This is a genomic window from Armatimonadota bacterium (genome assembly GCA_031081675.1).
Classification (GTDB): domain Bacteria; phylum Sysuimicrobiota; class Sysuimicrobiia; order Sysuimicrobiales; family Kaftiobacteriaceae; genus Calidihabitans; species Calidihabitans tengchongensis.
The window spans coordinates 71,546-89,767 of the sequence record JAVHLZ010000009.1 but is presented as its reverse complement, the minus strand read 5'-3'; the positions used below and the strand labels follow the sequence as shown (position 1 = coordinate 89,767).

General features: G+C 73.0%; 18 protein-coding genes. 1 reads left to right on the top strand and 17 read right to left on the bottom strand.

The window, feature by feature from the left end; translation table 11 throughout:
• The 17 genes from dapA to bcp form a co-directional block, all read right to left on the bottom strand.
• On the bottom strand, nt 1–872 hold an 872-nt coding region (dapA, locus tag RB150_05235), incomplete at its 3' end, for a 4-hydroxy-tetrahydrodipicolinate synthase (GenBank protein MDQ7819936.1).
• A 65-nt stretch (nt 873–937) separates the two neighbouring features.
• Nucleotides 938–2,182: an aspartate kinase gene (gene dapG / locus RB150_05230; protein MDQ7819935.1), complete on the bottom strand. Its 1,245-nt coding sequence runs from the start codon at nt 2,180–2,182 to the stop codon at nt 938–940.
• 38 nt (nt 2,183–2,220) lie between these two features.
• Nucleotides 2,221–3,270: an aspartate-semialdehyde dehydrogenase gene (locus RB150_05225; GenBank protein MDQ7819934.1), complete on the bottom strand. Its 1,050-nt coding sequence runs from the start codon at nt 3,268–3,270 to the stop codon at nt 2,221–2,223.
• A 61-nt stretch (nt 3,271–3,331) separates the two neighbouring features.
• Nucleotides 3,332–4,138: a 4-hydroxy-tetrahydrodipicolinate reductase gene (dapB, locus tag RB150_05220; GenBank protein ID MDQ7819933.1), complete on the bottom strand. Its 807-nt coding sequence runs from the start codon at nt 4,136–4,138 to the stop codon at nt 3,332–3,334.
• A 110-nt stretch (nt 4,139–4,248) separates the two neighbouring features.
• Entirely contained in the window at nt 4,249–5,550 is a 1,302-nt protein-coding gene (locus RB150_05215; protein MDQ7819932.1) for a pitrilysin family protein, read from the bottom strand.
• A gap of 69 nt (nt 5,551–5,619) precedes the next feature.
• A complete protein-coding gene (locus tag RB150_05210; protein MDQ7819931.1) occupies nt 5,620–7,872 on the bottom strand; it encodes a polyribonucleotide nucleotidyltransferase in 2,253 nt (750 codons plus the stop codon).
• A gap of 255 nt (nt 7,873–8,127) precedes the next feature.
• Nucleotides 8,128–8,397 carry a 30S ribosomal protein S15 gene (rpsO, locus tag RB150_05205; protein ID MDQ7819930.1) on the bottom strand — a complete coding sequence of 90 codons (270 nt, stop codon included), beginning with the start codon at nt 8,395–8,397 and terminating at the stop codon, nt 8,128–8,130.
• A gap of 126 nt (nt 8,398–8,523) precedes the next feature.
• Nucleotides 8,524–9,537 (bottom strand): bifunctional riboflavin kinase/FAD synthetase, encoded by a 1,014-nt coding sequence (locus RB150_05200; GenBank protein ID MDQ7819929.1) that lies wholly within the window; start codon nt 9,535–9,537, stop codon nt 8,524–8,526.
• Nucleotides 9,538–10,467 (bottom strand): tRNA pseudouridine(55) synthase TruB, encoded by a 930-nt coding sequence (truB, locus tag RB150_05195; protein MDQ7819928.1) that lies wholly within the window; start codon nt 10,465–10,467, stop codon nt 9,538–9,540. It abuts the gene before it with no gap.
• A 25-nt stretch (nt 10,468–10,492) separates the two neighbouring features.
• The gene (locus RB150_05190; protein ID MDQ7819927.1) at nt 10,493–11,518 is read right to left on the bottom strand and encodes a bifunctional oligoribonuclease/PAP phosphatase NrnA; all 1,026 of its coding nucleotides are present in this window, start codon (nt 11,516–11,518) and stop codon (nt 10,493–10,495) included.
• Nucleotides 11,469–11,876, bottom strand: a complete 408-nt coding sequence (rbfA, locus tag RB150_05185) for a 30S ribosome-binding factor RbfA (protein MDQ7819926.1) — start codon at nt 11,874–11,876, stop codon at nt 11,469–11,471. The genes RB150_05190 and rbfA overlap by 50 nt, the downstream gene beginning before the upstream one ends.
• 41 nt (nt 11,877–11,917) lie before the next feature.
• The gene (locus RB150_05180) at nt 11,918–12,199 is read right to left on the bottom strand and encodes a DUF503 domain-containing protein (GenBank protein MDQ7819925.1); all 282 of its coding nucleotides are present in this window, start codon (nt 12,197–12,199) and stop codon (nt 11,918–11,920) included.
• Between the two features lie 54 nt (nt 12,200–12,253).
• The gene (gene infB, locus RB150_05175) at nt 12,254–14,719 is read right to left on the bottom strand and encodes a translation initiation factor IF-2 (GenBank protein ID MDQ7819924.1); all 2,466 of its coding nucleotides are present in this window, start codon (nt 14,717–14,719) and stop codon (nt 12,254–12,256) included.
• A 26-nt stretch (nt 14,720–14,745) separates the two neighbouring features.
• A complete protein-coding gene (locus RB150_05170) occupies nt 14,746–15,087 on the bottom strand; it encodes a YlxR family protein (protein ID MDQ7819923.1) in 342 nt (113 codons plus the stop codon).
• Nucleotides 15,080–16,288: a transcription termination factor NusA gene (gene nusA, locus RB150_05165; GenBank protein MDQ7819922.1), complete on the bottom strand. Its 1,209-nt coding sequence runs from the start codon at nt 16,286–16,288 to the stop codon at nt 15,080–15,082. The genes RB150_05170 and nusA overlap by 8 nt, the downstream gene beginning before the upstream one ends.
• 16 nt (nt 16,289–16,304) lie before the next feature.
• Nucleotides 16,305–16,796: a ribosome maturation factor RimP gene (gene rimP / locus RB150_05160; GenBank protein ID MDQ7819921.1), complete on the bottom strand. Its 492-nt coding sequence runs from the start codon at nt 16,794–16,796 to the stop codon at nt 16,305–16,307.
• A gap of 190 nt (nt 16,797–16,986) precedes the next feature.
• Nucleotides 16,987–17,451, bottom strand: coding sequence for a thioredoxin-dependent thiol peroxidase (gene bcp, locus RB150_05155; GenBank protein ID MDQ7819920.1), 465 nt, complete (start codon nt 17,449–17,451; stop codon nt 16,987–16,989).
• 61 nt (nt 17,452–17,512) lie between these two features.
• Between bcp and RB150_05150 the strand changes: the two genes are divergently transcribed.
• On the top strand, nt 17,513–18,184 hold the full coding sequence (locus RB150_05150) for an HAD-IA family hydrolase (protein ID MDQ7819919.1): 672 nt from the start codon (nt 17,513–17,515) through the stop codon (nt 18,182–18,184).
• Nucleotides 18,185–18,222 lie beyond the last annotated feature (38 nt).

The following is an 18,222-nucleotide window of genomic DNA, read 5'->3' as shown; positions in this document are numbered from 1 at the left end:
GCCAGCTGGCGCAGGACGGACGCGATCTGCTCCTTCTCCTTGGCCGTGGCCTCCACCAGGGGCAGCCGCGGCGCCCCCACCGGGAACCCGCTGAGGGCGAGGGCGGCCTTGACCGGCACCGGGTTGGTGGTGATGAACAGGACCTTGAACAGGGGGAACAGGCGCAGGTGGATCTGCAGGGCCCGGCGCACGTCGCCCCGCTCGTAGGAGCGGATCATCTCCTGGATGTCAGGGCCCACCAGATGGCTGGCCACGCTCACGACGCCGCACCCGCCCACCGCCAGGATGGGCAGGGTCAGGCTGTCGTCGCCGCTGTAAATGTCAAAGGTCTCCGGCGTCCTGGCCCGCACCTCCGACGCCTGGTCCAGGCTGCCGGAGGCTTCTTTGACGGCCACGATGTTGGGGATCTGGGCCAGGCGGGCGACGGTGTCGGGCAGGCAGTTCACCCCGGTGCGGCCGGGGATGTTGTAGAGGATGCAGGGCTTGGTGGTGGACTCGGCCACCGCCCTGAAGTGCGCGTACAGGCCGTCCTGGGACGGGCGGTTGTAGTAGGGGTTGACCAGCAGGAAGCCGTCGGCGCCGGCGCGCTCGGCTTCGCGGGTGAGGTGGATGGAGTGGCGGGTGTCGTAGGTGCCGGTGCCGGCCACGACCTGGGCGCGGCCGCCCACCGCCTCCTTGACGGTCCGCACCAGGCGCAGCTTCTCCTCGTCGGTCAGGGTCGGCGACTCGCCGGTGGTGCCGGCGACCACGATGGCGTCCGAGCCAGAGTCGGCCAGGCGGCGGGCCAGCGCGGCCGCCTTGCCGTCGTCCACGTTGCCGGCGTCGTCGAACGGGGTGACCATGGCGGTGAGCACGCGGCCAAAGACGGGCATGGCGAACTCCTCCTTTCTGCCCTCTCCCTCCTCCTCGGCGACGGGGAGAGGGCACGGACGCTGATTCACCCTTCGCTTTCCTGCTGGGACTGGACGTCTTCGGCCAGCCCGAACTCGTCGTGGAGGGCCTGCAGGGCGGCCTGCATCTGGTCGCGCCAGACCAGGCAGGAGATGGTGGTGTGGGAGTCGGCGGTCTGGAGGATCTCCACCCCGGCCGCGTGCAGGGCCTTCACCACCCGGGCCATCACCCCCGGCCGTCCCCGCATCCCGGCGCCGATGATGGACACCTTGGCGCACGGCGCGCTGGCCTGCACGTCAAAGCCCAGCGTCGTCAACACCTTAGAGGCCTGCGCGGCCACCTCCTCCTTGACGGTGAAGGCCAGCACCTCCGGCAGCAGGTTGATCAGGTCGATGCTGATGCCGGCGGCGGCCAGGGCGTCCAGGGCCTGCAGCGGCCGCGACAGGTCCCGGTCCCCCTGCCGGGGGATCTTCAGTTGCACCACGTCGGGCAGGTGGGCCAGCGCCACCACCGGCCGCCCGTCGATGATCGGCACGCCCAGTTCCGGACCCTTCACGATGACCGTCCCCCCGTTGAGGCTGCCCAGCCTGCGGATGACCAGCCGCACGTTGTGCTCCCGCCCGATGTCGGCGGCCCGGGGGTGTAAGACCCGGGCGCCCAGGGCGGCCATCTGGGACACTTCGTCGTAGGTGATGGTGCGCAGGGGCCGGGCCGCCGGCACCAGCTTCGGGTCGGCGGTCATGATCCCCTCCACGTCCTTGTAGATCTCCACCACCTCGGCGCCCAGGGCCGCGCCCATGGCCACGGCGGTGGTGTCGCTGCCTCCCCGCCCCAGGGTGGTGATCTCCCCGGTGGCGGTGACCCCCTGAAAGCCGGCCACCACCGCCACCCGGTCCTGTTCCAGGTGCCGGCGCACCGGGCGGGGGTCAATGCTGAGGATGCGGGCGTCGTTGAACTCGTCGGTGGTCAGGATGCCCGCCTGGCCGCCGGTCAGGGCGATGGCCGGACAGCCGGCCCGCACCAGGGTGTGGGCCAGCAGGGCGGTGGAGATGATCTCCCCGGTGGACAGCAGCAGGTCGAGGGTGCGGGGGTCGACCTGCGGGTCCACCTCCCGCATCAGTCCCACCAGGGTGTCGGTGGCGTAGGGGTCGCCTTCCCGTCCCAGGGCGGACACCACCGCCACCACCCGATAGCCCCGCGTGCGGGTGGCGGTGATCAGCTCGGCGACCTGCAGCCTCCCCTCCGGTGTGGCCAGGACCGTCCCGCCGAATTTCTGGACGACAATGCGCATCAGGCCGTTCTGTCCGCCGGTACAGCGGCGGCGTGCTGTCAGGATCGGACCCCGGACGCCAGCAGCCCCGCCTGCGCCAAGTGCTCGGCAATCTGGACGGCGTTCAACGCCGCCCCCTTGCGCAGGTTGTCGGCCACGGCGAAGAACGCCAGCATGCCCGCCTCGTCGGTGCGGATGCGCCCCACCAGGCAGGGATCCCGCCCCGCGGCGGCCGCCGGCGTGGGGTAGGCGCCCGAGGCCGGGTCGTCCACCACCTCCACCCCCGGCGCCGCGGCCAGCAGCGCCCGGGCCTGCTCGGCCGGAAGCGGCCGTTCGAACTCGGCGTGGACGGCGACCCCGTGGCCCACCAGGGTGGGCACCCGCACGCACGTGACCCCGACGGCCAGGTCGGGCAGGTCCAGCATCTTGCGCAGCTCGGCGGCCACCTTGGTTTCCTCGCTGAACTGCGTCCCGCGCAGCGAGCCGATGGCCGGGATCAGGTTGCCGGCGATGGGGTGCGTGAACGCCGCCCCCAGCGGGCGGGGCGGCACCCGGCGGGTGGCGACCATGTGCTGGACCTCCGCCCACAGCTGCTCGACTCCCCGCTGGCCCGCCCCCGACACCGACTGATACGAGCAGGCCACCAGCCGGCGCAGTCCCGCCTCCCGGTGCAGGGGCGCCAGGGGGACGGCGATGGTGGCGGTGGTGCAGTTGGGGTTGGCCACGATCCGCCGGGGGATGCGGGCCAGGGCGTGGGCGTTGACCTCGGGGATGACCAGGGGGACGTCAGGGTCCATCCGGAACGCCGCGGAGTTGTCGATCACCGTCGCGCCGGCCGCCGCCGCCCGGGGGACCCACCGCCGGGCCACGTCGTCGGGGGTGTCGAAGATCACCACGTCCAGCCCGGCGAACGCCTCCTCGGACAGGGCCTCGACGGCGTGGGCGCCGATGCGGCGGCCGACCGAGCGCTCGGAGGCGAACAGCCGCAGGGTGTCCACCGGAAAGCGGCGCTGCTGGAGAACGCGCAGGACCTCCCGGCCGACCACGCCGGTGGCGCCCACGATGCCGACGCGAAAGCCTCCTGCCGGTATGGGACTTCCCCCCTTCATCCTCTGCCCGCGGGCTGCCCCCGACGGACGCCGCGCCCGCAGGCTGCGCGCGGAGGCGCCGCTACAGGTCCAGCAGATTCTCCAGGCCGTGCACGAGTCCCTGTAGGGACCGGACCCGGCGCACCGCCAGCAGCAGGCCGGGCATGAACGACTCCTCGCTGATGGAGTCGTGGCGGATGGTCAGGGTCTGACCGGGACCGCCGAAGATCACTGCCTGGTGGGCCACCAGGCCCGGCAGGCGCACGCTGTGGACGGGGATCCCCTCGGCCCGTCCCCCGCGGGCGCCGGCCACCATCTCTTCCTCGGCCACCGCGGGTGGGGGCGCGGTCCCCCGCGCCGCCGCCACCGCCGCGGCGGTCCGCAGCGCCGTCCCCGAGGGCGCGTCGCGCTTGCGGTCGTGGTGCATCTCGATGATCTCCACGTGCGGAAAGAAGCGCGCCGCCCGGCGGGCGAACTCGATCATCAGGACGGCGCCCACCGCGAAGTTGGGCGCCACCACGGCGCCGGTGCGGTGGGAGGCGGCCAGGTCGGCCAGGGCCTGCAGGTCGGCCGGGGCCATGCCGGTGCCGCCGATGACCGGGCTGACCCCGGCCGGGAGCGCCGCGCGGGCGTGCTCGGCGGCCGCCGGGCCCGGGCTGAAGTCCACCAGGACGTCGGGGCGGCGGCCCAGCACCTGGGCCAGGTCGGCGGTGATGACGACGCCCAGGGGTCCCGCCCCCGCCACCTCTCCGGCGTCCCGGCCGATCGCCCGGGACCGGCCCAGGGCCGCCACCAGCGTCATGTCCTCCTGGGCCGCCACCGCCCGCACGGCCGCCCGCCCCATGCGGCCGGCGGCTCCCGCCACCGCCACGCGGATCGTGCCGGCCATCCACCCCACCTCCCTGCCTCGGGAACCGGGGAGCGAGGACGTGACCGGGACCGCCGTCGGGGCTCGTATCCTGTGTCCCGGCGTCCCGGCCCGCCCCGCCGTGACCGCGCCTACCCCGCCCGGGCCTCCACGTACCGCCGGAAGGCGTCCCGGACGGCGGCCTCCAGCCGGCCGTCGGAGCGGAAGGGGCCGATGGCCGCCAGGGACAGCCCCTCGGGGCGCAGCAGCCTCTGGGCCATGCGCTGCACGTCCTCGGAGGTCACGGCGTCGATGCGCGCCAGCAGCTCGTCCAGCGACACCACCCGCCCGTGGTAGATCAGCGAGCGCGCCAGCATGGACATCCGGCTGCCCGTGCTTTCCAGGCCCAGCATCAGGCTGCCCTTCAGCGACTCTTTGGCCCGGCGCAGTTCGGCGTCGGGCACCGGATCGGTACGCACCCGGTCCAGTTCCTCCAGGACCAGGCGGACCACCTCGGGGCCGGCCCCCGGGCTCATGCCCGCGTAGATCACAAACAGCCCGCCGTCCCGGTACGCGGCGGCGTAGGACGCGATGCTGTAGACCAGCCCGCGCTTTTCCCGGATCTCCTGGAACAGCCGCGAGCTCATCCCCCCGCCCAGCAGGTGGTCCAGGACCGCCAGGACGTACCGCCCGTCGTCGGCCTGGGCCAGCCCCTGGGAGCCCAGGCACAGGTGCACCTGCTCGGTCTCCTTGGACCGCACGGCCACCGCCGCCTCGGCCCGCGGGGGAGGCTGGTCGGTGCGCCGGGCAGTCCCCTCCCACCCGCCGAAGTGCCGCTCCGCCGCGCGCACCACCTGCTCGTGATCCAGGTCGCCGGCGGCCGCCAGCAGGACATTGTCGGGCCGGTAGTGGCGGGCGATGTGGGTGAGGAAGTCGTCCCGCTGCAGGCGGCCCACGGTGGCGAGGGTGCCGATGACGGGACGGCCCAGCGGGTGGCTGTTCCACACCGTCTGGGCGAACAGGTCCTGGACCAGCTCGTCGGGAGAGTCCTCGTAGGACTTGATCTCCTCGGTGATCACCTGGCGCTCGCGCTCGATGCTCTCCGGCGCCAGGGTGGCGCGCAGGAGCATGTCGGCGTAGACCTCCAGGGCCCGGTCCAGGTGGGCCGACAGCACCTTGATGTAAAAGACCGTCTGCTCGCGGTCGGTGAAGGCGTTCATCTGGCCGCCGATCTCGTCCACCGCCTGGGCGATCTCCAGGGCTGTGCGGGCGGCGGTGCCCTTGAAGAACAGGTGCTCCAGGAAGTGGGAGATGCCGTGGTGCTCGGGCGGCTCGTGGCGGGACCCCACCCCCACCCAGATGCCCGCGGCGACGGTGCGGACGTGAGGGATACGCTCGGTCAGCACCCGCATGCCGTTGGGAAGGGTGGACAGCGCGACGGAGGACGCGGCCATGGCGTTATCCTACTGGATTACCCGCCGGCAGGACAGGGTCCTGCGGGCGGGCCCGCGGTCCGGGGAGGGTCAGGACCGCGGGGCCCCGGGTCCCGGTCCTCCCGGGCGGGGACGGCGGCGCCGGCGGCCGCGGCGGCCTCCCGGTCCGGCGGGCCGGCGCTGCTCCGGGCCGGACGGCGCCGGCGCGGCGGCGGTGCCCGCGGGGACGGTGCCGGCGGGGGCCCCCTCCCCCGGCGGGGTGACTCCCCGGCGGGTGAGGTTGATGCGGCCCTGGCTGTCGATCTCCTTGACCTTGACCAGCAGCTCGTCGCCGACCTTGACCACGTCCTCCACCCGGCTCACGCGGCCGTCGGACAGTTCGGAGATGTGGACCAGCCCCTCCTTGCCGGGCAGCACTTCCACGAACGCGCCGAAGTTCATCAGCCGGGTGACCTTGCCCAGGTACATCTCCCCCACCTTGACGTCGCGGACGATGGCCTGGATCATCTCGATGGCCCTCCGGGCGGCGGCCTCGTCGGTGGAGGCGATGAGCACCCGGCCATCCTGCTCGATGTCGATCTTGACGCCGGTCTCGGCGGTGATCTTGTTGATCACCTTGCCGCCGGGGCCGATGACCTCCCGGATCTTGTCGGGGCTGATCTCGATGGTGATGATCCGCGGCGCGTAGGGCGACAGGGTGGGCCGCGGCTCGGCGATCACCTTGGCCATCTCATCCAGGATGTACAGGCGGGCCTGGCGGGCCTGCTCCAGGGCGCGGGCCAGGATGTCCCGGGTCAGCCCGGACACCTTGATGTCCATCTGCAGGGCCGTGACGCCCAGCCGGGTGCCGGCCACCTTGAAGTCCATGTCGCCCATGGCGTCTTCCAGGCCCAGGATGTCGGTGAGCACGGCGGCCCGTCCGTTGGGGCCGGTGACCAGGCCCATGGCGATGCCGGCCACCGGCGCCCGGATGGGGACGCCGGCGTCCATCAGGGCCAGGGTGGAGCCGCACACCGACGCCATGGAGGTGGAGCCGTTGGACTCCAGGACCTCGGAGACCAGGCGGATGGTGTACGGGAAGACCGACTCGTCGGGGATCATGGGCTCCAGGGCGCGCTCGGCCAGCAGGCCGTGGCCGATCTCGCGGCGGCCGGGGCTGCGCAGCGGCCGGACCTCTCCCACCGAGTAGGGCGGGAAGGAGTAGTGGTGCATGAAGCGCTTGGACGTGCGCGGCGTGATGTCGTCGATGATCTGCTCGTCCTCCCCCGTGCCGAGGGTGGCCACCGTGAGGACCTGGGTCTGCCCCCTCTGGAACAGGCCGGACCCGTGCGCCCGGGGCACCACGCCCACCGCGATGTACAGGGGGCGGATGTCCGTCAGCCCCCGGCCGTCGGGCCGGCGGCCCTCCTCCAGGATCATCCGGCGCACCTCCTCCTTGGTGAGCGCCTGGATGATCTCGCCGATTTCCGCCTCCCGGTCGGGGAACTGCTCCAGCAGCGACGGAGCCACCGCTTCCTGCACCCGGCGCAGGGCGTCCTCCCGGGCCAGCTTCTCGGGCTGGACCAGCGCCTCCCGGATGAGCGGCAGCGCCCGCTCCCGCACCGCCCGCGCCAGTTCGGGGTCCGGCGCCGTCTCCGGCACCGCCATCTTGGGCTTGCCCACCCGGGCCATCAGCTCCCGCTGGGCGGCGATGATCTTGCGGATCTCCCGGTGCGCCAGGTCCAGGGCGTCCAGGAGGCGGGCCTCGGGCACCTCGTCGGCGCCGGCCTCGACCATGATGATGGCGTCCTCGCTGGCCGCCACCACCAGGTCCAGGGCGCTCTCCTCCGCCAGCTGCTTCCAGGTGGGGTTGATCACCAGCTCCCCGCCCACCAGGCCCATTCGGACGGCGCCGATGGGGCCATGGAAGGGGATGTCGGAGATGCACAGGGCCGCCGAAGCACCGTTGACCGCCAGCACCGCCGGGTCGTTGTCGAAGTCGGTGGACAGGACCGTGGCGATGACCTGCACGTCGTTGCGGAACCCCTTGGGGAACAGCGGCCGCAGGGGGCGGTCCATCAGCCGCGCCGAGAGGATGGCCCGCTCGCCGGGCCGCCCCTCCCGCTTGAAGAACCCGCCGGGGATCTTGCCGGCGGCGTACATGCGCTCCTCGAAGTCGCAGGTCAGCGGGAAGAAGTCCACCCCCTCCCGTGGCTCGGTCGAGGCGGTGGCGGTGACCAGGACCATGCTGTCGCCGCTGCGCACGACCACCGCTCCGCCGGCCTGGCGGGCCAGCAGACCGGTCTCAAAGATCAGCTCGCGGCCGCCCACGGGGGCGGCCACGCGGGTCACAACGGGAATCATCCGCGCTCTCCTCCTACGGTCAATGTCCTCACGTCAGTATGTCACCGGCCGTTCCGGGAAGCTCTGCCCGTCCCTGGCCGGGATCCCCCTCCCGGGGTCTGTCCCCTGCGGGGTCTGTCCCCCCACGACCCGGGGCCGGGTCTGTCCCCTGGCTCCCGCCCCCGGGGTCTGTCCCCGCGGCCCGGGCAGACACGGCGATGGGAGCGGGGTGCCCCGCTCCCATCCCGCCACCGTCCGCGCCACCGGGTCGTCCTCTCACCGGCGCAGGCCGAGGGCGTCCACGATCGCCCGGTACCGCTCCACATCGGTGCGCATCAGGTAGTCCAGCAGCCGGCGGCGCTGGCTGACCATCTTCAGCAGCCCACGCCGGGAGTGCAGGTCCTTCTTGTGCACGGCGAGGTGCTCGGTGAGCTTGTTGATCCGCTCGGTGAGCAGGGCGATCTGCACTTCCGGCGAACCGGTGTCGGCGTCGTGCCGGCGGAACCGGCTCACGATGGCCTGCTTGCTCTCGCGGGTGACTGCCACCCCTGCACCTCCTGCCGGAGCCAAAAATCAAAAAGCCGAGGGGCCGCCGGGGGTACGGACCTCCCAGCCATCGACCGTGCTCTATCCTAGCACGGGCGCCCGCCGCCAGCAATGCGCCGGACGCCCTCAGGGCGGGTCCGGGGGCTCGGGCGCGTCCCGGCCCGATGGCTCCCGGACCGCCTCCGGGGACAGGGCGGGCAGGCCGGCGGCGGCAGCCGCCCGGGCCAGGGCCGCGGGCACGGCGCTCACGTCGGCGGCCATCTGGGCCACCAGGGCCTCGACGGTGGGAAACGCCTCTTCATCCCGCAGGCGCGCCGCGACCGCCAGGCTCACCGTGCGGTCGTAGAGGTCTCCTTCAAACCCCAGCAGGTACCCTTCCACCTGGAGCCTGCCGGGCCCGAACGTCGGGCGCGTGCCCAGGCTGATGGCCGCGGGGTGGATTCCCTGGGGGGTGCGGCAGGTGCCCGCGTAGATGCCCGGGGCGGGCAGGAGCTTGTCCGGCGCCACCTCCAGGTTCACGGTGGGAAACCCCAGCTGCCGGCCGCGGCCATCCCCCCGGATCACGCGCCCGGTCACCGCATACCACCATCCCAGAAGGCGCGCCGCGTCGGTCACCCGCCCCTCGCGCAGCAGGTCCCGGATCCGGGAGCTGCTGACCCGCTCGCCGTCAATCACCACGGGATCGGCGACCTCCACCCGGAAGCCCAGCTGCGCTCCCAGCACCCGCAGCATCCCCACGTCTCCGGCCCGATCGCGGCCGAAGGTGTAGTCGGGGCCGCACACCACCTCAGCCATGCGCAACCGCTCCACCAGCATCCGCACCCACCGGTCGGGGGGGGTCTGCCGCAGGGCGTCGTCAAACCGCACCACCACCACCAGGTCCACGCCCAGGTCGGCCAGCAGGGCGAGACGCTCATCCAGGGTGGTCAGCAGGATCGCGCCCGTCTGAGGATGCAGCACCTTCTGGGGGTGCGGATCAAACGTCACGACGGCGCACGATCCCCCCAGCGCATCCGCGCGCCGGCGGGCGGCGGCGATCAGCGCCTGGTGCCCCCGGTGGACGCCGTCGAACGTGCCCAGGGCCACCACCAGGGGCCGCCGCGCGGTCGGGATGTCCTGCAGGCCGTGGACAACCTCCATTCAGGACTCCCGCAGCACCTTGAATGGTTTCAGCAGGCCGTCCTCCACCCGGGCCAGGGCCACCAGGCCGTGGGAGTCCCGCAACCGCACCACCCGCGCCCCCGCCAGCCGCTGCCAGTGGGGAATGCGGAACAGGGGGATGGCCTGCCCGTGCACCGCGGCCCGCCGCTGGAGAGGCAGCAGGTCCACCGCCGGGTAGTCGGCCAGCGCGTCGTCCACCGGCAGGATGAGCTGGGCCAGCCGGCCGCCGGAGGCGGCCTCCTGGAGCTCTTCGAGGGTGTGGCTGTGCGCCAGCTCGTACCGCCCCACCCGCGTGCGCACCATGAAGGAGGCGACGGCGCCGCACCCCAGCGTCTCGCCGAGATCGGTGCACAACCGTCGCACGTACGTGCCCTTGGAGCACGCCACATCCAGGATGGCGCGCGGCGGATCGCCGGGGATGAACTCCCGCAGCTCCAGCCGGTAGATCCGCACCCGGCGGGCCGGCGGCTGGACGGTCTGCCCGCGGCGGGCCAGCTCATACAGTCGCCGCCCGCCCACCCGGACCGCCGAGGCCATGGGAGGGACCTGCTCGATCTCGCCCAGGTACAGCGGGAGGGCGTCTTCCACCTGCTCGGCGGTGACGGTCGCCGGGTGGGTCTCGCGCACCGTGCGCCCGTAGATGTCGCCCGTATCGGTGGAGCGGCCGAAGGTCACCTCCACCCGGTAGGTCTTGTCGGCCTCCGCCAGGAATTCGGCGACCCGGGTGGCGCGGTTGATGGCCAGAACCAGAACGCCGGCGGCGCCGGGGTCCAGGGTGCCCGTATGGCCCACCCGACGGGTGCCGGCGAGGTCCCGGACGGCGTCCACCACGTCGTGGGAGGTCATGCCCACGGGTTTGCAGACCACCAGGATGCCGTCCACCGACAGGGCAGGAGCAGGTCCGGTCATAGGCGGCAGGCAACCAGGCCGATCCTCACCCCGTCTGCTCCGCCTCCCGGGCGGGCGCGGAGGCCGGGCCGGCGGGGACGTCGGCGCCATCGCGGCGCAGTTCGCGCTCGACTTCGGCCAGGGTGGCGGCCACCACCTCCTCCAGCCGGCCCGCGGCCGTGAATCCGGCCGCCCCCGGGTGCCCCCCTCCGCCGAACGCCTCGGCGATCACGTGGGAGCGCACCCCGTCCCGGGAGCGGATGCCGACCCGCACGCCGTCGGGGGTCTGCTCGAACAGGAGCGCCACCTTCACCCCCCGGATCTGCCGGAGCACCCCCACGATGCCCGTGGTGTCCTCCGGCGCCGCCCCGGCCTGCGCCAGCATGGCGGGGGTGACCGTGGTCCACGCCACGCGGCCGTCGGGCGAGACCCGCAGGCTCGCCAGGGCCAGGCCCAGCAGCCGCAGGCCCGCCGCCGTGCGCGTCTCGTACACGCGCTCGACGATCTCCGCCACCGAGCCACCCGCCTCCATCAGCTCGGCGGCCAGCCGCAGCGTCTGCGGGGAGGTATTCGGGTAGCGGAACGCGCCGGTGTCGGTCACCACGGCGGTGAGCAGGGCCTGGGCGATCTCCCGGTCCAGCGGGACGCCCAGGGCCCGGATGATCTCGGCCACCATCTCCCCGACCGCCGCGGCGGACGGGTCGAGGTATACCAGGTGGCCGTAGCCGGTGTTGGTGAGGTGGTGGTCAACGTTGACCACCACCCGCGCGCGGGCCAGCACCTCCGCGAACGCGCCGGCCCGGTCGGGCGAACTGCACTCCACTGCCACGGCCGCGTCCCAGGGCCCGGGCGGCGGGGTGGTGACCACCGCGGACGCGCCGGGCAGCGCGCGGAACGGCTCGGGCACTCCGTCGGCGCTGCCGACTCGGGCCGGTACACCCACCCGGGTCAGGGCCAGCCCGAGGGCCAGGGCCGACCCCAGGCAGTCGCCGTCGGGATCGACGTGGCAGATCACGAGGACGTCACGACTGGCCCGCAGCGTCGTCGCGATCTGCGCCGCCAGGGTGCTCATGGGCCTCCTTCCCGTCGGGGGGACCGCTCAGCCGGCGGATCAGAGACACGACCCGGGTCCCGCGCTCGATGGACTCGTCCAGCCGGAAGGTGATCTCGGGCACAAAGCGCATCTGCAGCCGACGGCCCAGTTCGCCCCGCACAAAGCCCGCCGCGCTGTGCAGGCCGGCCATGGTCTGGGCCTTGGCCTGCTCGTCGCCCAGGACGCTGACGAAGACCCGGGCGTGGCGCAGGTCGGGACTGATCTCCACCTCGGTCACCGACACGAACCCGATGCGCGGGTCCTTGACCTGATGGTGGAGGATGTCGCTGACCTGCTCGCGGATGAACTCCCTGACCTTGTCGGGACGGTGGGACATGGGCCCTCAACCCGCGGGATGGGGATCTGTGGCCGGCCTCATCACCGCAACTCCATCTCGTAGCGCACCACGATCATCTCCGACTCCCGCTCCACCACCTCCATGATCCGCGACAGGATCCGGTTGGCGTGGCGGGCGTCGGTACTCACGCACGTGACCGCCAGGTGGGCGTGGCGGTGATCGTCCTGGGCGTCCACCTCGGCGGCGGCCACGTTGAACTCGTTGTGGAGCCGGTCCAGCAGGCTCTTCACCAGCCGGCGCTTGTCCTTGAGGCTGTGGCTGGCCGGCAGGGTGAGCTCGACCTGCAACACGCCGATGACCATGTCTGTCCCGGGACGGACCGCGCCGTCCCGCTTTCCGGCCCGGGCCCCTCCCCCCTAGGCCGGCTCTTCGCGGACCTCGTAGGCTTCCAGGATGTCTCCGACCTTGATGTCGCCGAACCGCTCCAGGGCGATGCCGCACTCGAACCCTTCGGTCACCTCGCGCACATCCTCCTTGAAGCGGCGCAGGGACGCGATGCGGCCGTCGTGCACGACCACCCCGTCCCGGACGACCCGGACGGCGGCGCCGCGGGTCACCACCCCCGACGCCACGTAGCAGCCGGCGACCGTGCCCACCCGGGAGATGGTGAAGGTCTGGCGGACCTCGGCCCGCCCCAGGACCACCTCCCGCCGCCGCGGCGCCAGCAGGCCGCGGATGCGCTGGCGCAGGTCGTCCAGGGCCTCGTAGATGATGCGGTGGGTGACGATCTCCACCCGCTCCTGTTCGGCGACCTTGCGCACGGGCGGGTCCGGGCGGACGTTGAAGCCCACGATGAGCGCCCGGCTGGCCGCCGCCAGCATGACGTCCGACTCGGTGACGTTTCCCACCGCCGCGTGGAGCACCCGCACGCCCACCTCCGGGGTGGCCAGGCGGGGCAGCGACTGGAGCAGGGCCTCCACCGACCCGTGGGTGTCGGCCTTGACGATGACCCGCAGCTCGCGGGGACCGCCCTCGGCGGGCGCTTCTTCCGGAGGCGCCACCGCCGCTTCGGCGGCGCGGCGCCGCTCGCGGCGCTCCTCGACGATGGCGCGAGCCAGGCGCTCGTCGCGGACCACCTCCAGCAGGTCGCCGGCCGTGGGCACGTCGTCCAGGCCTACCACCTCCACCGGGGTGCCGGGCGTGGCCTCCTGCAGCCGCTCGCCCCGGGCGTCGGTCATGGCGCGCACGCGGCCGGCGGTGGTCCCGGCCACCACCGCGTCACCCACCCGCAGGGTGCCCTCCTGGACCAGGACCGTGGCTACCGGGCCGCGCCCCCGGTCCAGGCGCGCCTCGATGATGGTTCCCCGGGCCGGCCGGTCCACCGGCGCCCGCAGGTCCTGCAGGTCGGCGACCAGGAGGAGCATCTCCAGCAGGTCCCGGATCCCCTGGCGGGTGCGGGCGGACACCGGCACCACCACGGTGTCGCCGCCCCAGTCCTCGGGCACCAGGCCCAGCTCGCTGAGCTGCTGCTTCACCCGGTCCACGTTGGCCTGGGGCAGGTCGATCTTGTTGATCGCCACCACCACCGGCACGCCGGCCGCCCGGGCGTGGTTGAGGGCTTCGACGGTCTGCGGCATGACGCCGTCGTCGGCGGCCACCACCAGCACGGCGATATCGGTGACCTGGGCGCCCCGCGCGCGCAGGGTGGTGAAGGCCTCGTGGCCAGGCGTGTCGATGAAGACGATCCGGCGGCCGTCCACGTCCACCGTGGAGGCGCCGATGTGCTGGGTGATGCCGCCCACTTCCCGGGCCGCCACATCGGTCTGTCGGATGGCATCCAGCAGCGACGTCTTGCCGTGGTCCACGTGTCCCATGATGGTGACGACCGGCGGCCGAGGCGGAGCCGTGGCGTCGCGGCTCACCTCCAGTCGGCGGGCCCCCGGAGCGGCCGCGGCGGGCGCCGGCTCGGGACGGCGGACGCGCGACCCCAGCGACTCGGCCACCCGGGTGGCGACCTCCAGGGAGATCTGCTGGTTGATCCCGGCGAGCACTCCCTGTTCCAGCAGCCGTTTGATCACCTCGCCGGCCGGCACGCCCAGCTTTGACGCCAGTTCGCCGACGGTCACCGGGCCGGTGAGCTCCACCTCCGGAGCCACCACGGGAGGCGCGGCCGGCTCTGGAGGAGGCGGCGGGGGAATGCGCTCCTTGACCTTGGGAGGGCGCTCCTTGGGCGCTGTGACCGGCGCCGGAGCCGGCGCCACTGGAGGAGGCGGCGGGACCGGAGGCGGTTCCACCGGCGGGCGCGGCACGGCCGGGCGCGGGGGAGCCTCCTTGCGCGGTGGCACCGGCGGGCGCGGAGACACCCGTGGAGGGGCCGCGGCCGCCGGTCGGATGACCGGGCGCGTTTCCTTCGCCGCGGGTTTGGCGGGCCCTGCGGCCGGCGGAGCGGCGGGAGCGGGCCTGGCGGGTCGGGCCGGCGGAGCCGCCTCCGGCCCTGCGGGCGGGGCGGGGCGCGGCTCGACCGGACGTGCGGCTACCGGTTCCGGCGCAGGTGCCGGCGGGGCCGGCCGGGGCTCCGGAGCGGGAGTCACCGGTTCGGGCTGCGGGGGCGCGGCCGCGGGCTCCGGCGGGGGCGGCGGAGGAGGCGGCGTGATCTTGCGCAGCCCCAGGATCCTCTCCCCCGTGGGCGTTCGGGCCTCCCGGGCGGGGGCGGGAGCCGGCTTGGTCTCAGGCTGGCCTTTGACCCGCCGGCGCACCCGCTCCACCGTGGCTGCGTCCAGGGAGCTGCTGTGACTTTTGACCTGGATGTTCATGCTGGCCAGCAGGTCCATCAGGGCCTTGCTGGTCATGCCCAGTTCCCTGGCCAGCTCGTGCACTCGCATCCTGTCGCGCCCTCCTCCCGGATCCGCTACGTGGTGGCCCGGCGGCCGGCCGCCGGAATCCGGATCACCTTGGGGCGATCGGCCCCGGCCCGGGCGGCCAGTACGCTCTCCACCACCCGCAGCAGATCCGCCTCCAGCCCCTCCGGCAGGGGCGCCTGCAGCGCATGGGCCAGGCGGCCCTCGCGCACGCCGGAGCGGGCGCAGTCCACCGACGGGCACACGTACGCCCCGCGCCCGGCCAGCTTGCCGGTGGGATCGACCACGACGGCTCCCGACGGGGTGCGCACCACCCGCACCAGATCCCTCTTGGGGCGCGCGGTGCGGCAGGCCACGCACATCCGGGTGGGAATGGTGCGCGACTTAGGCATCGGTCGTCCCCGTCGCAGATCCAGTCGGCTGGCCGGCCGCGCCGACCGAAGGCGCCGGCACCTCTGTGCGGGCGCCGGCATCGGTCGGGGGAGACGATCCCTCCGCCCCCACCGGGGCGGCCTCCTCCTCGGGCAGGTCCACGAAGAGCTTGCGGGCCTCGATCTCCTTGATCTGGCTCTCGCTCTTGATGTCGATGCGCCAGCCGGTCAGCTTGGCCGCCAGCCGCGCGTTCTGTCCCTCGCGCCCGATGGCCAGGGACAGCTGGGTGTCGGGCACGATGACCAGCGCCGTCTTGGTCTCCTCGTCGATCTCCACCCGCGACACCTTGGCGGGGCTGAGGGCGCCGGCGACGAACTGGGCGGGGTCGGGGTGCCAGGGCACGATGTCGATCTTCTCCCCCTTCAGCTCGTCCACGATGGCCTGGACCCGGGACCCTTTGGGGCCCACGCAGGCGCCCACGGCGTCCACGTTCTTGTCCCGGGAGGCCACGGCGATCTTGCTGCGGGCGCCGGCCTCCCGGGCGATGGCCTTGATCTCCACGATGCCCTCGTAGATCTCCGGCACCTCCAGTTCGAACAGCCGCTTGAGCAGGCCGGGGTGGGTGCGGGAGACCACGATCTGGGGTCCGCGGGTTCCCTGGCGCACCTCCACCACGTAGGCCTTGATGCGCTCGTTCTGCCGGTAGCTCTCCCGGGGGATCTGTTCGGTGGGCGGCAGCACGGCCTCGATGCGCCCCAGGTCCAGGTAGACGTTCCGGCGCTCGATCCGCTGCACGGTGCCGGTGACGATGTCGCCCTCCCGGTCCCGGAACTCCTTGTAGACCAGATCCCGCTCGGCTTCCCGCAGGCGCTGGACGACCACCTGCTTGGCCGTCTGGGCCGCGATGCGCCCGAAGTCCTTGGGCGTCACCTCCACCTCCACCACGTCGCCCACCTTGGCCGTGGGGTCCCACTGCTGGACCTCCGCCAGGGAGATCTGGGTGTGCTCGTCCTCCACCGTCTCCACCACGGTGCGGATCTGGTACGCCCGCATCTCTCCGGTCTCCCGGTCCAGCTCGATGCGCATGTTCTGGGCCGAGGCGCCGTAGTTCTTCTTGTAGGCCGACAGCAGCGCGGCCTCGATGGCCTCGATGATGACCTCTTTGCTGATGCCCTTCTCTTCCTCGATCTGCTCCAGAGCCTTCATCAGTTCCGCGTTCATGACATCACCCCGCCGCCTACGCCCTCAGGTCGGCCCGCAGGTCGTCCAGGTCCACCACCAGGCGGGCCTGGACGATCTGCGCCTTCGGCACCCGCACCTGCCGGCCGCGCACCTGGAGAACCACGTCGTCCCCGATCACGCCCAGCAGGACCCCCCGGAGGACCTTCCCGCCCTCCACGGGTTGCGCCGTCTTCACCTCGGCCTTGCGGCCCGCGTACCGGCGGAAATCGGCGTCGGTGCGCAGCGGCCGGTCCAGGCCCGGGGAGGAGACTTCCAGGGTGTAGGGGTGGTCGAAGAGGTCGACCAGGTCCAGCTGGCGGCCCAGCATCTCGTTGACCCGGGCGCACTCCTCGACGGTGATGCCCCCCTCCGGTCGGTCCACCAGGACCTTCAGGACCGTGCGCGCACCCTCGCCGGACAGGGAGACCTCGACCGTCTCCAGGCCCAGCCGGGCCACGATCGGCCGCAGCATCTGCTCGACCTGCGCCACGATCTCTTCCCGCGTCATCGCCTCTCCGTCCCCCCCCGGTGCCCGGGGCGTCCTCGCCATAAAAAAGAGTGGGTCCCACCGTCACCCACTCACCGCGCCCCCAGGCGGGGGCTTCCCGCATGCCCGAATCGGTCGCGCGTGCGCGCGACGGTCTCAGTATAGCACGAGACCGGGGGGCAGGCAACGCCGCCTCCGGCCCGGGGAACGGCTAGGCGAGCTCCCTGAGCGCCTCCAGCACCTCCCGGGAGTGGCCGGCGATCTTGACGTTGGGAAAGACCCGGGCGATCCGACCGTCCCGGTCGATGATGAACGTGGTCCGCGCCACCCCCCAGTACGTCTTGCCCATCAGGGACTTGCGGGTCCACACCCCGTACAGGCGGGCCACCTCGTGGTCGGTGTCGGCCAGCAGCGGATACGGGATGCCCAGTTTGGCCTTCCACCGGGCGTGGGTGGCCACGCTGTCGGTGCTGATGCCCAGGACCTCCGCTCCCAGCGTCTGATAGGCCGCGTAGTCGTCACGGAACGCGGTGGCTTCCTGGGTTCAGCCGGGCGTGAAGTCCCGGACGTAGAACCACAGGACCACCGGGCGGCCGCGGAGGGCCGACAGCCGCACCGGCCGGCCCTGGTCGTCCGGCAGGGTGAAGTCGGGGGCAAGGTCGCCTTCGACCGGCATCCGCATCTCCTCCCGGGTCCGGGAAAGGGTTTCCCCCGCGCCCGCCAAACCCTTGGTCGGGATGCCTCCGGCGGGCGATGTTGCTCTCATCTTCGACCTGGACAATACCCTCATCCTCTCCCCGACCGACTTCCTGGCCGTCCGCCGCCGCCTGATCGACCTGCTGGAGCAGGCGGGGGTGCGGGCCGGGGCGCGGGAGGACCTGATGGCGCTGTCGCTGCCGGATCTGGTGCGGGTGGGCGAGCAGGCCGACCCGGGCCTGGGCCCGCGGATGTGGGAGGTGATCGGTGCCGCCGAGGCGGACGGGCTGGCCCGGGCCGCGGTCGCCCCCGGAGCCCGGGAGGTCCTGGCAGCCCTGCGGGCGAGGGGCTATCGGCTGGCGCTGCTGACCAATACCAGCGGCCGGGGGTTGCGGGAGAGGCTGGCTGCTCTGGGGCTGCTGGAGTACTTCGACGTGGTGGCCACCCGCGATGACGTCCCCGACCTCAAGCCCGGCGGAGGCGGCATCGTCTCCGTCCTCCGGCGCCTGCCCGGTGTGCGGCGGGCCTACATGATCGGGGACGCATGGATCGACGCCGAGGCCGCCGTGCGGGCCGGCGTGCCCTTCATCGGGGTGGGACCGAAGCGGTCGGCCGTGGAGGCGCGGGGGCTCCCCGTGTGGGCGTGGGTGGACGACCTCAGGCAGATCCTGGACCTGGAACTGGATCCCCGAGAGGGTGGAGCGGGAGACTAGAACGTCGGAACGTCACCACGTGGGAACGTGGGATCCGG

Excerpts from the sequence above, each read along its gene's own strand:
- RB150_05215 (MDQ7819932.1), bottom strand. The coding sequence starts at position 5,550 with ATGGCCGCGTCCTCCGTCGCGCTGTCCACCCTTCCCAACGGCATGCGG.
- RB150_05225 (MDQ7819934.1), bottom strand. The coding sequence starts at position 3,270 with ATGAAGGGGGGAAGTCCCATACCGGCAGGAGGCTTTCGCGTCGGCATC.
- dapB (MDQ7819933.1), bottom strand. The coding sequence starts at position 4,138 with ATGGCCGGCACGATCCGCGTGGCGGTGGCGGGAGCCGCCGGCCGCATG.
- rimP (MDQ7819921.1), bottom strand. The coding sequence starts at position 16,796 with ATGACGCGGGAAGAGATCGTGGCGCAGGTCGAGCAGATGCTGCGGCCG.
- RB150_05180 (MDQ7819925.1), bottom strand. The coding sequence starts at position 12,199 with ATGGTCATCGGCGTGTTGCAGGTCGAGCTCACCCTGCCGGCCAGCCAC.
- nusA (MDQ7819922.1), bottom strand. The coding sequence starts at position 16,288 with ATGAACGCGGAACTGATGAAGGCTCTGGAGCAGATCGAGGAAGAGAAG.
- dapG (MDQ7819935.1), bottom strand. The coding sequence starts at position 2,182 with ATGCGCATTGTCGTCCAGAAATTCGGCGGGACGGTCCTGGCCACACCG.
- RB150_05200 (MDQ7819929.1), bottom strand. The coding sequence starts at position 9,537 with ATGGAGGTTGTCCACGGCCTGCAGGACATCCCGACCGCGCGGCGGCCC.
- RB150_05190 (MDQ7819927.1), bottom strand. The coding sequence starts at position 11,518 with ATGAGCACCCTGGCGGCGCAGATCGCGACGACGCTGCGGGCCAGTCGT.
- infB (MDQ7819924.1), bottom strand. The coding sequence starts at position 14,719 with ATGCGAGTGCACGAGCTGGCCAGGGAACTGGGCATGACCAGCAAGGCC.
- RB150_05150 (MDQ7819919.1), top strand. The coding sequence starts at position 17,513 with ATGCCTCCGGCGGGCGATGTTGCTCTCATCTTCGACCTGGACAATACC.
- rbfA (MDQ7819926.1), bottom strand. The coding sequence starts at position 11,876 with ATGTCCCACCGTCCCGACAAGGTCAGGGAGTTCATCCGCGAGCAGGTC.
- truB (MDQ7819928.1), bottom strand. The coding sequence starts at position 10,467 with ATGACCGGACCTGCTCCTGCCCTGTCGGTGGACGGCATCCTGGTGGTC.
- RB150_05170 (MDQ7819923.1), bottom strand. The coding sequence starts at position 15,087 with ATGCCTAAGTCGCGCACCATTCCCACCCGGATGTGCGTGGCCTGCCGC.
- RB150_05210 (MDQ7819931.1), bottom strand. The coding sequence starts at position 7,872 with ATGATTCCCGTTGTGACCCGCGTGGCCGCCCCCGTGGGCGGCCGCGAG.